At 41.4% G+C, this 14,199-nt stretch carries 11 protein-coding genes; 6 read left to right on the forward strand and 5 right to left on the reverse strand.

Features of this window, described 5'->3' with window-relative positions:
* The first annotated feature begins 326 nt into the window (after positions 1 to 326).
* The 4 genes from ACQKLP_RS10710 to ACQKLP_RS10725 all read left to right on the forward strand — a co-directional run bounded on the left by ACQKLP_RS10710 (position 327) and on the right by ACQKLP_RS10725 (position 7,662).
* Positions 327 to 923 carry an RNA polymerase sigma factor gene (locus tag ACQKLP_RS10710; protein WP_427322739.1) on the forward strand — a complete coding sequence of 199 codons (597 nt, stop codon included), beginning with the start codon at positions 327 to 329 and terminating at the stop codon, positions 921 to 923.
* Between the two features lie 146 nt (positions 924 to 1,069).
* Positions 1,070 to 2,269 (forward strand): FecR family protein, encoded by a 1,200-nt coding sequence (locus tag ACQKLP_RS10715; RefSeq protein ID WP_427322741.1) that lies wholly within the window; start codon positions 1,070 to 1,072, stop codon positions 2,267 to 2,269.
* A 657-nt stretch (positions 2,270 to 2,926) separates the two neighbouring features.
* Positions 2,927 to 6,199 carry a SusC/RagA family TonB-linked outer membrane protein gene (locus tag ACQKLP_RS10720; protein ID WP_427322743.1) on the forward strand — a complete coding sequence of 1,091 codons (3,273 nt, stop codon included), beginning with the start codon at positions 2,927 to 2,929 and terminating at the stop codon, positions 6,197 to 6,199.
* Positions 6,200 to 6,210: 11 nt separating this feature from the next.
* A complete protein-coding gene (locus tag ACQKLP_RS10725) occupies positions 6,211 to 7,662 on the forward strand; it encodes a RagB/SusD family nutrient uptake outer membrane protein (RefSeq protein WP_427322745.1) in 1,452 nt (483 codons plus the stop codon).
* A gap of 324 nt (positions 7,663 to 7,986) precedes the next feature.
* Here ACQKLP_RS10725 and ACQKLP_RS10730 read toward each other — a convergent pair whose 3' ends face one another.
* The 5 genes from ACQKLP_RS10730 to ACQKLP_RS10750 all read right to left on the reverse strand — a co-directional run bounded on the left by ACQKLP_RS10730 (position 7,987) and on the right by ACQKLP_RS10750 (position 12,761).
* A complete protein-coding gene (locus ACQKLP_RS10730; protein WP_427322747.1) occupies positions 7,987 to 8,277 on the reverse strand; it encodes a hypothetical protein in 291 nt (96 codons plus the stop codon).
* Positions 8,278 to 8,350: 73 nt separating this feature from the next.
* Complete coding sequence (locus tag ACQKLP_RS10735) at positions 8,351 to 8,632, reverse strand: hypothetical protein (protein WP_427322749.1); 282 nt, start codon at positions 8,630 to 8,632, stop codon at positions 8,351 to 8,353.
* 100 nt (positions 8,633 to 8,732) lie between these two features.
* Complete coding sequence (locus ACQKLP_RS10740; protein ID WP_427322751.1) at positions 8,733 to 11,405, reverse strand: protein kinase domain-containing protein; 2,673 nt, start codon at positions 11,403 to 11,405, stop codon at positions 8,733 to 8,735.
* 18 nt (positions 11,406 to 11,423) lie between these two features.
* Complete coding sequence (locus tag ACQKLP_RS10745) at positions 11,424 to 11,927, reverse strand: TlpA family protein disulfide reductase (protein WP_427322753.1); 504 nt, start codon at positions 11,925 to 11,927, stop codon at positions 11,424 to 11,426.
* A gap of 366 nt (positions 11,928 to 12,293) precedes the next feature.
* Entirely contained in the window at positions 12,294 to 12,761 is a 468-nt protein-coding gene (locus tag ACQKLP_RS10750; protein WP_427322755.1) for a helix-turn-helix transcriptional regulator, read from the reverse strand.
* Positions 12,762 to 12,991: 230 nt separating this feature from the next.
* On the opposite strand from ACQKLP_RS10750, the gene ACQKLP_RS10755 reads away from it, so the two are divergent.
* Together ACQKLP_RS10755 and ACQKLP_RS10760 are read left to right on the forward strand one after the other, a co-directional pair.
* Positions 12,992 to 13,594: a hypothetical protein gene (locus ACQKLP_RS10755; RefSeq protein ID WP_427322757.1), complete on the forward strand. Its 603-nt coding sequence runs from the start codon at positions 12,992 to 12,994 to the stop codon at positions 13,592 to 13,594.
* A gap of 139 nt (positions 13,595 to 13,733) precedes the next feature.
* Complete coding sequence (locus tag ACQKLP_RS10760; protein ID WP_427322759.1) at positions 13,734 to 14,150, forward strand: hypothetical protein; 417 nt, start codon at positions 13,734 to 13,736, stop codon at positions 14,148 to 14,150.
* The last annotated feature ends 49 nt before the right edge of the window (positions 14,151 to 14,199 follow it).

Raw genomic sequence — 14,199 nt, forward strand, 5'->3', positions numbered from 1 at the left:
TCACGCAAACTAGTTTGAGTGAATATAAATTGAGCGAAAAAGATACAATTCATTGAAAGTTCTTCAGGAAAATCATGGCTCTATGAAATCTTTTCGAAATTTCATTTTAGGACGGTAAAAATAGCATTGCCCTGAAAAATCAAGAAATTCGACTTTTGTCATTCTTGTTTTAATTCTACAATTTCGACATGGAAATCATTATCCTGCGCTATATATTTGTAATCAACTCCCAGGTTCAGAGTGCCCTCATAAAGAATGCACCTTACCATTACCTATCCTTTTATTGATTTTCGGGTTCTAACCCGATAGGGCAGTAATTGCATTTTATGGATGAGCTCAAACAACATATAATTTCTGGCTTTCAAAAAGGTAATGAAAGAGCATATGCTTCCATTATCAGGGACCTTCGGCCTGTGCTAATCCGGCAGGCATTCGAGATCGTGCAATCCGAACAAGAGGCAGAGGAAATTGTTTCGGATGCGTTTGTGCAGATTTGGCACAAAAGGGAAGGATTTAATAATGGAGGGGCCATTTACACCTATCTCAGGCGCTCGGTACATAATAGTTGCTTTAAAAAATTGGAGAAAAGGGGAGAAGAGATAAAGTTGAAAGCTACCCTGCAGGAGATGTTGACCGAGGAGAGGATCAGGATCGACCTGCAGACAGAACTGGTCGATGCGCAGCTGATTGCCGATGTAATGGAGTTCATCGAAACGCTGCCCATCAGAAAAAAGAAAATAATCAAGTTATTACTTTCCAACAAAAGCGAGCAAGAAGTCGCCGAAGAGCTCGGGATAACTATCAGGTCGGTGTACAACCGGAAGTATGAGGTAGTGGAGAGTCTAAAAATGCATTTTAAGAAAGAGCCTACTGTAATTGCCTTATTGATTTATTGCATATCTAAATCAAACATTATCAATTAATGTTCCCCCCGTCCTAAAAAATCTAAAAATTTCTTAAAAAAAGGCGCGGTACCAACGGTAAATCAGACCGTTTTTCAGGTTTTATATATATAGACATTTCGAATTCACACATTGCTTTCGGGCGACGTGCGGTAAAACCTGTCCTTATGGATGAGCTGGATTTACAAGATGAGATTTTAAAATTGATCCGGAAAAAGCATACTCCCAACGAAGTATTAACGGAGTCCGAGCAGCTTTTACTGGATCAATGGATAGCGCAAAGTCCTGAAAAACGGTCAGCGATTGTAGCAAAGGGGAATGACCTTCTTCTGCGCATTCCGGATGTCAGAAAGGCTATTCGCCTTAATGAGTACATAAAACGTACGCAGGAAGCGGCCGTAAAACGAATATTGGAAGAAGTGACATACGGCCAGCCGGTGACTCTGTTCATGCTGTTTAGGCGGCATTGGCACCTGGCCGCGGCATCGCTGGTAATAACCATGGGATTGTGTGCCTACTTTCTCTTTGGTGCCCGACATGAGAGGACAGGCCTGGTATCGAGATCGGAAAATATAGATTCGATAAATGGTCGGGCTGTCCTTACCCTTCAAAATGGCCGTACTGTCTATTTGAAAGCTGAAAATAGCGATACCCTGCATGAAAAGGGAACAGTGATATCCCAGAAAGGATCTACGCTGGCCTATTCTGCAGAGAAGGAGGGGGAACGGGTTTATAATGAGCTTAGAACGCCGGCAGCAAGTCAGTTTACTATTATCCTGCCTGATAGTACAAAGGTTATATTGAACGCTAATAGCACCCTGAAATTCCCAAATCGATTTGAAGGAAACATAAGGAACGTAAAGCTGGAAGGGGAAGCATATTTTATCGTAAAGCGAAATGAGCGGGCCCCATTCTATGTGGTGTACGGCGATAGCAAGGTCCAGGTACTGGGTACGCAGTTTTGCATTTCAGCCTATGATTTATCTAATGCAACAGCTACACTAAAAGAGGGGAGTATCAAGGTGTATTATCAATTCAGTGAGAAAATATTGAAGCCTGGACAGCAAGGTAAGGTTGAAAAGGGTACCCTGCGCGTCGAGGAAGCGGATCTTTCAAAGGAGCTGGCATGGGTGGATGGTTGGTTTTTCTTCGATGGCGAGGAGATCGGGCCCATCATGAATTCGCTGGCGAGGTGGTACGGTGTAACGGTAATATATGAAGGGGAACCAGTAGTAGGCCGATACGCTGGATCATTTAAGAGAAGTATGTCGTTGGGCAAGATTTTATCCATACTGGAAGAAAATGGAGGTGTTCACTTCGACTATGATGCGGTTGCAAGAAAAGTGACAGTAAAAAAATCAATATAAAGTAGAATCAAATACCAAACATCCATTAAACCTGTAGTTATTTCCCCAGTATTTCTGAGTACCAGGGTAATGGCTAGATCAACATCCACTTGAACATGGGAATTTGTAACCATTCCAAAAAAGCGGCGGTGGTATTCTTATCGACCGCAGGTTTGATCTGAAACAGGTAGGAATTAAAAATTAGTAGCGACGTGTACGGAAAAATTGAACAATTACGCATAATTAGACCTGTCAACAATTTATACCTCTTCATTCCGCCGAAAGTGCCTCTACCAAGAGCCTGATGGCGCATTCATTTCCATTTTCTCCAATTTTCAACGTCAAGCATTTGCCCCGAAGTCCTTGTATGGACACAGAAGAACTGTATTCAAAAGATCCTCATGTGCTGTGGTACTTACCGTACCTGGCAGGGGTATGACGCCAGTAGTCTACAAAAACCAAGGCCTAATCCTACCCGACCGGTTGATGGTCGGTTTTATCCGTTGTTGGTAACACCCAGAAAATGCCAAAATGAAGCTGCCCAGGTTCGTGGCCCGGGCAGTGGATTGGCGACAGAAAAATGGTAAAACTTAACTGATCACCAAACCGAAATTTATGCTTTTTTTTCCACCTGGTCAAGGCCATGTGAGGCTCGCCTTGTCACAAACCATTAGGGTTATGAAACTCACAGTGATCCTCTGCTTAGTATTCCAAATCTCAGTCTTGGCGAAGGCCCAGAGCGTTACCCTTCGTTTTAAAGACAGGCCACTATTTGAAGTGTTGAACGAAATTGCACGGCAAGCCGACATCACATTTACTTATGGAGAATCAGTGGTCCGGGTGAGTAAACCAGTGACCGTCTCCGTTAGTAAGGTGCCATTTATACAGGCACTAAGAATTTGCCTAGAGGGGCAGCCGCTAACCTTTAAATTGGTGGAGGATAAGGTGGTTGTAATTATGCCCATTTCAAAGGTGCTTCCTGAGAGCCCAGTCTCCCCCGTTGACACATTAGGGGAAATTGAATTTTCTGGGCAGGTCATGGATGAGAAAGGGAATGCGCTTCCTGGGGCAACTGTAAGGATACTCTCGCTTGCACGAGGTACGCAAACTGACGTACTTGGGAAGTTTAAGATTAGGGGAAATTTGGCAAACAAGAAGCTGCTCATTACTTACACAGGGTTCAAAAATCAATACATAGAGGCCGGCCTGAAGCCAGTAGTTGTATATCTTCAGATGGCAGCTGAACAGCTTGATAAGGTAGTTGTGCAAGGTTATGGCACGACTACCCAAAGGCTTGCCACTGGAAACATAGCTACCATTTCTGCAAAGGAGATAGAAACTCAGCCTGTGCAAAATGTATTGCAGGCAATACAAGGACGCGTCGCTGGTTTGGTGGTGTCACAGACTTCTGGATATGCTTCTGCACCCTTCAAAATGGAGCTCCGAGGTCGTTCCTCCATCAGCAAGCAGTTCCCGTCTGATCCATTGGTAATAGTAGACGGAGTACCGCTGACCGTCATCAGCGGTGCACCTGGTTCAGGTGGCTACGAAACTGGTTCAACCGGTTTCGTGCAAAACGGATTTACGCCGCCGGCTGGTGGCCAAAGCCCGCTATACAGTATTGATCCAGATGACATTGAATCGGTGTCGGTATTGAAAGATGCTGATGCCACCGCCATCTATGGAAGTAGGGGTGGAAGAGGCGTAATTTTGATCAATACCAAAAAGGGGAAGAACGGTAAAATGACGGTCGATTTCAATGTTTCATTCGGTCAGAGTTTTGTGAAAAGCTATTACGATATGCTCACGACTCCCGAATACGTGGCTATGCGTTATGAAGCATTCAAAAATAGTGGCATAACTCCCAATAGAGGGAATGCGTACGACTTGTTAGTGTGGGATACAACAAGGCAAACGGATTGGCAAAAGCAATTTTGGGGGAAGTCAGCAAAAAACAGCGATTACAAGTTGGCTTTCTCAGGAGGGGACAAAAATAATAATTTTAGAGTTTCGCTTGGGTACAATAGGCTAACTAATTTGAATTCATTCTCAGGCTTTGATGAACGTGCTTCAGTGTTATTTAATACAGGACACAAAACTGCTGATAACCGAATCAACATAGAACTTAGCCTTTTATATTCATTTACTAAGAACAACAACTTAGCGTTAAATGGGTCCGCTACTACTTCGCCAAACGCACCACCAATATTCGATGAAAATGGAAAGTTAAACTATAGTGGTTGGGCGCCTATTTCAAATCGATTTAGTTTTGGTGGAGTCCTGCAGCCGTATATTGCCAAAACAAGATTCTTGAATGCAAATTTGAAAACTGAAATCAACATAAGTAAGAATTTCAAGTTTACAACCTCACTTGGCTATTCTACGCAGAACATGTTCCAAAACGCTACAATTCCAATCGCGTCTCAGAATCCTGTAGATATGCCTCTCGGGTCTGCAAATTTCGGAACGAATAATGGGGCTCGTATTATTATTGAACCTATGATGGAATATAAGGCGAGAGCCTGGAAGGGAGATTTGACTGCAATTTTAGGTGGTACATTTCAAGCTGTTAGTCAAGATGGCGTGTTCACAAATGGATTTGGATATACCAATGATAAGCTCTTAGGGTCGATAGCGAATGCTGCTGGTTCTACTTCTTCAGATGTAACTGGACAATACAAATATGCAGCTGTATTCGGAAGAATAAATTATAATTTGTTGGACAAATATCTCATAACCCTATCTGGGCGTCGTGATGGTTCGTCTCGTTTTGGCCCTGGTAAACAATATGGTACTTTTGGCGCGCTTGCGACAGCCTGGATCTTTAGTAACGAGTCGTATTTCAAAGACAATCTAACATTTCTAAGCTTTGGTAAGTTAAGAGCCAGCTTTGGTATTACTGGGTCTGACAACATCTCTGACTACGCTTATCTTACAAGGTGGAGCAGTAATAATTTACGATATATGGGAATGAGTGGTGCAGTTCCAATAGAACACGCTAATCCTGATTTGCAATGGCAAACGGACAAGAAGTTTGAAGTTGGATTGAATTTGGGATTTTTGAAGGATCGAATATTATTTAACATTGCATGGTATCGGCATCGAAGTGGGAATCAATTGTTGAATTTCTCGCTTCCGTATGCAACCGGTTTTAGTTCAGTAATAGCAAATTTCCCCGCAACAGTTCAGAATATTGGTTGGGAGCCTCAATTAACTGCATCCATCATTAAATCTGATAATTTAGAACTCTCTTTGACGGCTCTCGTTGGAATTAATAGGAACAAATTGATATCATTTCCCGGAATCGAGAACACGGCTTATGCATCAGTGATGGAGGTTGGTAGGAGCTTGAATAGGCAAAAACTATTGCTTTTGGTTGGCGTTGATCCTGCTACTGGAAAGTATGTGTATCAGGATGTCAATAAGGATGGTGAGATTTCTTCATCCATTGATGGCCCTGATGTAGTGTATAAGGATTTGTCGTTAAAATTAGATGGTGGTTTTGGGTTTGATCTTCGCGTAAAGAACTGGCAGTTTAATGCGTACTTTACTGCGCGTAAAGGGCCTGGTAAGAATGCGCTAAACCCGGCTGGTTGGTATGGCGGCGCTAATAACATTCCACGGGATGCACTCAATCGCTGGCAAAAGCCAGGAGATGTGAAGCCATTTCCCAGATACTCAGTGTTCCCAGAGTCATCAGATTTGAATTTTAATATGTCTGATGGAAGGTATACCGATGCATCTTTTATACGACTAAGTAATGCTTCCGTAGCCTATAATTTGCCAAAATCAATTCAGCGGAGAATTGGTACCAAAAATTGCAAAATTTTCCTAAGGGGTCAGAATCTTTTACTGTTCTCCAAGTATAAAGGTAGTGATCCAGAAATTCAGAATTTTGGGAATCTGCCCCCTTTGACTACTATTGATGGAGGATTACAAGTTTCATTCTAAATCGCATTTGTATGAGAAAAGAGGTCTTCATTATTATAAATACAATTATTGGCGCAGCGAAATGTTTATGTCTGCCAGTAGTGTTTACCTTGTTTATTGCTGTTTGTTTTGCTAGTTCTGCTTGCAATAAAATTATCGAAATAGACCCTCCTTCAAATTCTATCGTTAATGAGGTTCAATTTTCCGATAGTTTGAATGCTTCGTCTGCAATTCTTGGCTTATATGGTGTATTAAATAGCGTTAATAGCCCTTTTGCTTCTGGAAACATGACTGCAGTTATGGGCGCTTATTCTGATGAGTTTGGTGTTACCACAACCGACGATGAGGCATATCCATTTTACATAGGACTGTTAGATCCTAGGACTTCAGGGATTTTATCGTTTTTTTGGGAGCCAATCTATAACTATATATACCAGTCTAATGTGATCATAGAGGAGGTTGAAAAATCAAAAGGAATTAGTGAGAAGAATAAAGCTCAATTTATAGGCGAAGCTAAATTTCTGCGTGCATATTGCTACTCGTATCTAGTTAATTTATATGGCGAAGTGCCATTGATACTTACATCTAAGTATAAGAACAATATGTCGGTTCCGAAGAGTCAGATAAGTGCTGTATTAGATATAGTTGTACAAGATTTAAGAGATGCGTATGAGTTATTACCTGATGGATATGATTGGTTGCAAGGACAAAGAACGCGTGCGAATCGTTTCTCTGCAGCAGCGTTACTTTCTAGGATGTATCTTTACAAGTCGGATTGGTCGAACGCTGAGAAGTTTGCTTCAATTCTGATCGATCAAAAGGATATATTTGGATTAGCGGATAATTGTAAGAATGCATTTGATCCAAATAGCAAGGAAGCAATACTCCAGTTTTTTTCCGATCCTAATCTGCCTCCATATAATTTAACATTAGAGGGGGTTAAATTGGTGCCAAGAGCTTCTTTTATAAGATTCTTTTTACGTAGCGAATTCGTTGAATCACTTTTGCCTGATGATTTGAGGAAACAATCATGGATTGATAGTATTCAAATCAGTGGAGAAAAGAAGTACTATGCAAGAAAGTATAGATTAGGAGCTGGTATGGGGACTCCAGGTGGGGTTGTTCCCCAGTTCTATACTCTTTTGAGAATGGGCGAACAACTTTTGATCCGTGCTGAAAGTAGAATGAAATTGAAGAACTTCAGTGGGGCAAAAGCAGATTTAGATCAAATTCGGTTTCGGTCGGGTTTAGGTGAGATTGAGGATGAAAGCGCCTCTGGAATTGAGCGGGCATTACATTATGAAAGAATGGCTGAACTTATGTTTGAAGGAGGGCACCGTTGGTTCGATCTCAAAAGGTGGGGGATGGCCGATTCTGTAAACTCCCAAATTAAGAATAATTGGAAGCCATATATGAAAGTTTTTCCTTTGCCTGCGCTAGAAATTCAGCGCAATCCTTCACTGGTTCAAAACGATGGTTATTGACCAATGAATTTTAGGGGCGTCAGGAAGCACCCAGAGTCCTCCCACAAGGTATAGCGGGTGCCTCCTGCGCTTTTTAATGTTGCCTGCAATCCAGTAAAAGTTCCTTTTTGTAGAGTTGTACTAAGGGCACTAAGGTTATTTACAACCCTAACGCATGTTGTAGACCAGGGGTTCAATGCATATAAATCACTAGCCGTAGAGAAACTGTTTCTTGTAGCAAAGTTTGGTAGTCCGGTGATATAAATTAGAATTGATAAATACGATATGTATATATTATTTGACTGGCTCATCAATTTTTAATTTTTGAAACATGCATGGTGGACTTTAGCAGGAGAAACGAAGTGGTGTTGTCGTGCAGTTCGCATCTTCCCATAATGTGTACCTGGTTCCTCCATCACTTTTCATCGTCGCTTGTTGTCCAATTGTTCCTTTTTGTATCGCTGAACTAAGGCAGTTTGTGTTGTTTACGATACGACAGCAAACACTTGTGTTTGGATTCTTTGCATACATGTCTGTAGCTTGCGCGATTCCAATATTGTCAGTTTTGTGTTTTGCATATGCCGCGATACCTGCCAAGGCAACGATATTCAATGCGATGATTGATTTATATTTCATTATCGATGTTTAAGATTGGGATAATATTGAAAAGGGAGTTGAGAGGTACCCTCTGAACTCCCTTTAGATACAATTAAGGAACAAACTTAATCGCTGTTGTGCTACAGCCATTGTCTTCCCACAGAGTATAGCGTGTTCCGCCATCGCTCTTAATTGTTGCCTGTTGGCCGCCTACGCTTTTTTGAACTACAGTTGCGAGGACGTTGGTGGAAGTTACAATGCGTGTACAAGCGAGTGTGGTTGGATGCAGCGCATACAGATCAGTTGCCTGAGCGAACGCAACAACTTCTCTTGCTGCTGCACCTAATGCGAACACGCCGATAGTTGCGGCGGTGATAGTCATAGCCTTTTTCATAAAATGAAGTTTGAAATTTGTTTATGCCTACTTATTCAAGGGCGTCGGCTTTCCCTTCAGCTTTTTAACAGGTGGCTGTTCCTGCTATATACAATTGTAGCTACACATTGTGCTTGTTGACCTGCGTTTGACTTAACGCTTTTTCATATTCCATCAAAAATAGAATGATGCCACAGTTTCCTTCAATTAATTCAGCGATGGGATTGTATCTCGTAGATCCTACCCAGTAAGACGAGTTTGAATTGAATTGAAATGATAGACCGCAGAAAACATTTGCAATCCAGGTTGCCCTCGTGAAGTATTCTGATCGTCCTGTGCATTTATGGCCGTATAGAAGTAGGATTCCAAGGCCGGAAAGGCCACTGTCAAGATCGAATAATTGATGTAATTCGTACGGATTGCGTAAATCGATCAATTGATCGGCAATAATCAGAAACCTTTCCTCCCTAAATATCTCATAAGCCATTAATAGAACATATGCTGCAGCATTAATAGACTCAAGTCCTGGGTACTCCTTGCTAAACTGAGCCGTCGAAATTTCGCTGTGTTTCCTGATTAGTCCCTCAGATATCTTGATGAGTTTTTCTAAACCAATGTCAAGATGTTGTTGCGTTTCAATATTTGGAAATATTTTATAATATTTTAATAGAAAGTAGATGGGCCCGCAATTTCCCAATGAGAAGCTACACAGGTATTTTCTTTCTTCATTTTCGTCAATCATAAATGACCATTCTCCTGCTTCTATCATTGCGGCTACAAGTTTGTCATGTAGCGTCTTAAGCTGTGTCTTGAATTCGTCTTCTTGCCAGAAAGCCCTACTCTCGATAATTGCGAGTGCTTGGCCTGAAATTCCTTGAGCTATGCTAGGATCATTTGAATTAAGTAACATCAGGTTTTTGCATATCGCTACATCTGTCAAGTTGTATGGGTGAAGCCCCGCTGATATTGATTTTAACATTGATAGAGATACTCCGGCTGCGCCGTCATAGAGTCCAGGAGAAACCTTTGGGTAGAATGAAATAAATTTGGTTTGCAAATAGGCAATCCCCTTTTTCACCATTTCTAATCCGGACGTGATATCGTAACCATTCGCTTTTGCTATGGATAGCAGAAGTAGAATTCCAGAAATTCCATTGTCTAGGCGATGCGAGTGATACATGGATTTGTTCTCCGTTTTCATTCCTCTTCCTAATGTAAGCCAAAGTCCTTCAGCGATTTCAGTTGGAGGAGATGTCAAGCCATTTATGGACTTTTGAATTGCATCCTTTATTTTGGAAATGGGGAGGGGTATTTGTTGGGGTTTCTCTTCTAGGTGTTTATCTTCAGATAATTCCTCGCAATAACTAAATATTTCTGTTTTGAGTATTTCAATGGTTGGTCTGTTACTTGGATTGTTATCCAGACAGCAGCAAATAATTGAAGAAATTCTGTTTTTACCAATCAGCTGTTCCAGTGATATTTCCGTATTGTTTCTTTCATACATGGTAAACATGTGTGGTGAAAGCCCTGTCAAAAGAAAGAACAGTAGCGCCCCTAGTCCATATATGTCGTCTTGAGGTATCGGAGTACCTATTTTTTCGTTATTCGGGGCCGCATATCCTTTGGTGCCATATTGAAATGGGGGGAATTGTTCAGCTCCCCAATATCTGTATGCTGTCTCTACATCTATAGGTCGGACAACCCCATTGATGTCCAAAAGGAAATTTGCGGGTGTAAGATCACGGTGTAAAAGTCCCTCTATATGAAAAGCTTCAATAATCTCTGTGACTTGATATGCGATATTAAGAATTAGCAGTTGCTTGTTTTTTTCAATTGCAAACCACGCAGCGCAGTCGTCTACTATTCGGTATCTTGCATCGATCAGTGGAATTCCCTGAACGTATTCCATTGCCAGGTAAGAATCTCCTGCCTGTGAGAAGTAGTCTTCAATTTTCGGAATTGGAATTTTTTGTTCCAGGCTTTTGTGCACTTTGTATTGCCATTCGATTCGATCTGTCATGTCCCGGTTGCTTTCGTCTGACCACATATGCTTAATTCCTTGTTTTATGATAAGTGGTCTCTGTGATTTATCATTTTCGTCAACGACTAAGTAAACATTTCCCTTTGGGTGACTACTTAGAGTATGAACTATTTTGTAAGGCCCGATATGGGTTGTTAATTGTTCTTTCGGTGAAAATTTTGTAATTGATTCAAATGGCCATGCGACACTTTCCTGAAGGTTGAATGGGATTGAAACATAGTCTATAACTATCGATCCGTTTTCTAATTTTGTTGCCCGTAGACGCTCGCCATTTTCGTTGTATGTATATCCTGGTTCGAATATTCCATATCGGGTATAGACTGTGCCTCCCAACCAATAGTCGGTCAATACTTCGGGGCCTTGGAAGGGTTTTGTAATGTTAATTAAGATTGTGGCAAGCTCTCTTGCGTCTTCTATGGAATCTGGATATATGGTAATGATCTTTCCTATCAACTCTTTTCCCCCTTCGCCATATTGAATATTTTTTGCCGCTTGAATATTCTGCACTATTTTGAAAGCTACCTTCCTTTCTTGCAGAACCGGAAGTATATATTTTAAGAGTTCACTAATTTCTCTTATGATGACAGATACATGTAGTATCCAACCAATTCTTAGTTTGGGCTTATTAACTACGTAATGGAAGCCGGATCTATCATAGGTAATACCAAAGTTGTCGAGATGGACACTGTAATCATCAATTTCGCTCCAATCGATGCTTTCGATATCTCGGTTGTATAGATTATTTTTTATCATTGATCCGTCCTTGAGGATTTATAAATGAAGCAATTCCATTATTTCTTCCCTACTGGGAGCATATCTGAATATTTTTAAGATTTGCTTTTCTTTATCATAAATAACCGCAGATGGAATCTCCTGAAGTTTGAATACATTCAGGAATGTGTATTTGTGGTCCTTTAGTACATTTATGTTGCTGTAGTAGTCAAGACTATAGTCCTTCACAAATTTCCTTATACGCGGTACATCGCTCATAGAAAGCATTATGATGTTCGTGCCTTTAAAGTCTGCAATGTATTTCGTGAGCATTTTGGTTTCGTCCTGGCAAGTATGGCATTCAGGATCAAAGTATAGAAATATAGTGGGTGTGCCCGACTGGATTTTCGATGTATTGAATATTGAAGTACTATCCAGTTCTTGCGCTTCAAATGTTGGGATAGTTTGGATCTTTGCAATGAATTCTTTATCCACGTGTTTATTTTTGCAAGCAGATACATAGAATACTTGTGCAATTAAAATAAAGAATAGGAAGCGTTTCATATAAGACAAGGTTTTGAGTTACCTGCATTCCGTCCCGGACCTGTCCGGAACGGGACGCAGGATAAACATTAATGGACCTTAACCATCCTATTGCCGGTGTTTGTTCCGGATTAGGTTTCGCTGGGCAGTATCGCCGTTATTTCCCTGGCTCACATTAAGTCCAAGCGTATATCAAATTGAAATTGCGCGTAAATAGTAAAACTCGATCTATCCTGTAGCGGATTTTAGTGATGATGATGACGGGTAGCAAAGAGGGTAGAAGCGCCCGATTTAGTTTTATGTCGATGGTGATGCTGGAATCTGTATGCAAATTACAATACCGTAATATGCCGAACCGGCAAAAATTATATACATACAGGTTAACCCTTATTGCGAGTGCCGGTATTCTAACGGTGTCATATCAGCGTATTTCTTGAATTTCCTTGTGAATGAGCTGCTACTTCGATATCCGACTTTTTTGGAAATATTGCTGACAGGTAGGTTGCTGCTCCTTAAAAGCTCCATGGCTTTTTCCATCCTTGTAACAGTTAACTGCTGATGGACTGAATTTCCGGTGACAGACCTGAAGATGTCGGTGAACTTGCGAATGCTCATTCCCGCATCCAAGGCCAGGCTATCGATGGAGTAGTCGGTTTGTGGATTGCGGTTCATTTTCTCTACAACGGAGATAATAAAACTCCTGTCTTGCTCTAGCACAATCATGGCTGGCAAATAAATGTAACGATCTTCGGGGGATGAGGATGCGACAGGAGGCCCAAAAATCAGATAAGGTTTATTAGTAATGAATCTACCAATTTTCCGTGAGGAAATATTGGCTTTGGTTGTCTTATACATGGAAACCATTAGTCTAATAGGAGGGGAATTATTTAACGGATGGAGAAAGTGGTCATGGCTGCGCAATAAAGTGATATGAACAGGGTATTTGGCACCGATAGTTTTGCGAACTTGCCTTTAGTTTCACTCCAATCTATTTTCCCTATATTATGCTCTGATTAACACGGTTACCTTTTTGGAGGGGTTCCCGTGCGCGGATGTAAATTCCGGTAGCCAAACCTTATCATGCCATGAACTGGAATAGCTACATCATGCCGGAAATTACATCATCTTACAATCCCATGGAGCCTGGGCAAACCGTTTGGCAAAAATCCGCCAGAGGGTATACGATCAACTGTAAAACAATTCATATTCCGTCCGACGTACCGGTATTGGTTCGGTGGAAAAAAATATCTTGGGGGACTGTTGTGGAGCCCGGGGATCTTGGCAAGGCACTAAGCCAGCATTTATTTGACTTGGCGATGAGTGAAGATGCGCAGCCCTATATGCTATACTGGGAGGATCAGCCTATTGTTCAGGTTGAGATTGTAGAGGAATGGTCCTGTGAACTTTCGGTAACAAGTCACTACGTAAAGAAGGGGGATTACTGCTTTTTTATGCATTTCAATCCGGAGATCACGCTGGTTCCTGTCATAGTCGCTGCTTTGCGATCAGTCTGCGATTGGTGGATCAGGGAAGGTGTTACCAGGATATGGACGACGCTACTACCTACAAATCTGATGGGTACGCCATTGCTTTTAAATGCTGGATTCGATCTTGTAGAGCGGCATTTGCCGCAAGAAGAGTCTGAGCTATATACATTTCCCATGCCATTTACTGATATACGTCAATGAGGTTTTTATATATACTGACTACGGCTTCCCGCATTGGGAATCCAGGAGGATTGTAGAACTCGTATATTTGGGACAGGCAGAGCATTGCTCCATTTGCTTGTGCTGTCGGTAATGCCGGCTTTCCATTAAACCTGTCTTTATGAAAAAAATGTACTACATTGTAGTAATACTGCTATTTCTATCCTGTACCAAAGCATCGCGTGACGTATATACTCCTTTCCAAGCGCCTGCTAATTCTCCGATGGTTGATTGCTTGATCCGCAACTTCGCAAATTTTTCGCATGGTGATACACTATTCCCCGCAGGGATGAAAGATAAAAGTTTCCTGTTTGTTTATGCGGAGAAGAATGCTGCTGTTATTCGTGATAAGCTCTACCAGAGTACATGGTACAATCAGAAGATGATGATGGTAGCTAGAAATGCCTATCACGAAATAGCGTGCAATGCGACTGTATCACTTGAAGAATTGACAGAATACTACGTCAGCTTGAAGTTGTTTCATGCTAATACTATAATCGATTACAATTTTACCTGGAGCCTGTGGGATCTGCATTGAAAAGTAGCATAAGCAAAGGGTCACCAATAAGGTGACCCTGGCGGAAAAG

Origin of the sequence: Chitinophaga sp. NPDC101104 (assembly GCF_050277495.1) — a bacterium.
Classification (GTDB): domain Bacteria; phylum Bacteroidota; class Bacteroidia; order Chitinophagales; family Chitinophagaceae; genus Chitinophaga.

Bases quoted from the DNA above. Each gene is read 5' to 3' on its own strand.
- ACQKLP_RS10745 (WP_427322753.1), bottom strand. From the start codon at position 11,927: ATGAAACGCTTCCTATTCTTTATTTTAATTGCACAAGTATTCTATGTA.
- ACQKLP_RS10740 (WP_427322751.1), bottom strand. From the start codon at position 11,405: ATGATAAAAAATAATCTATACAACCGAGATATCGAAAGCATCGATTGG.
- ACQKLP_RS10735 (WP_427322749.1), bottom strand. From the start codon at position 8,632: ATGAAAAAGGCTATGACTATCACCGCCGCAACTATCGGCGTGTTCGCA.
- ACQKLP_RS10725 (WP_427322745.1), top strand. From the start codon at position 6,211: ATGAGAAAAGAGGTCTTCATTATTATAAATACAATTATTGGCGCAGCG.
- ACQKLP_RS10750 (WP_427322755.1), bottom strand. From the start codon at position 12,761: ATGTATAAGACAACCAAAGCCAATATTTCCTCACGGAAAATTGGTAGA.
- ACQKLP_RS10710 (WP_427322739.1), top strand. From the start codon at position 327: ATGGATGAGCTCAAACAACATATAATTTCTGGCTTTCAAAAAGGTAAT.
- ACQKLP_RS10760 (WP_427322759.1), top strand. From the start codon at position 13,734: ATGAAAAAAATGTACTACATTGTAGTAATACTGCTATTTCTATCCTGT.
- ACQKLP_RS10715 (WP_427322741.1), top strand. From the start codon at position 1,070: ATGGATGAGCTGGATTTACAAGATGAGATTTTAAAATTGATCCGGAAA.
- ACQKLP_RS10730 (WP_427322747.1), bottom strand. From the start codon at position 8,277: ATGAAATATAAATCAATCATCGCATTGAATATCGTTGCCTTGGCAGGT.
- ACQKLP_RS10720 (WP_427322743.1), top strand. From the start codon at position 2,927: ATGAAACTCACAGTGATCCTCTGCTTAGTATTCCAAATCTCAGTCTTG.
- ACQKLP_RS10755 (WP_427322757.1), top strand. From the start codon at position 12,992: ATGAACTGGAATAGCTACATCATGCCGGAAATTACATCATCTTACAAT.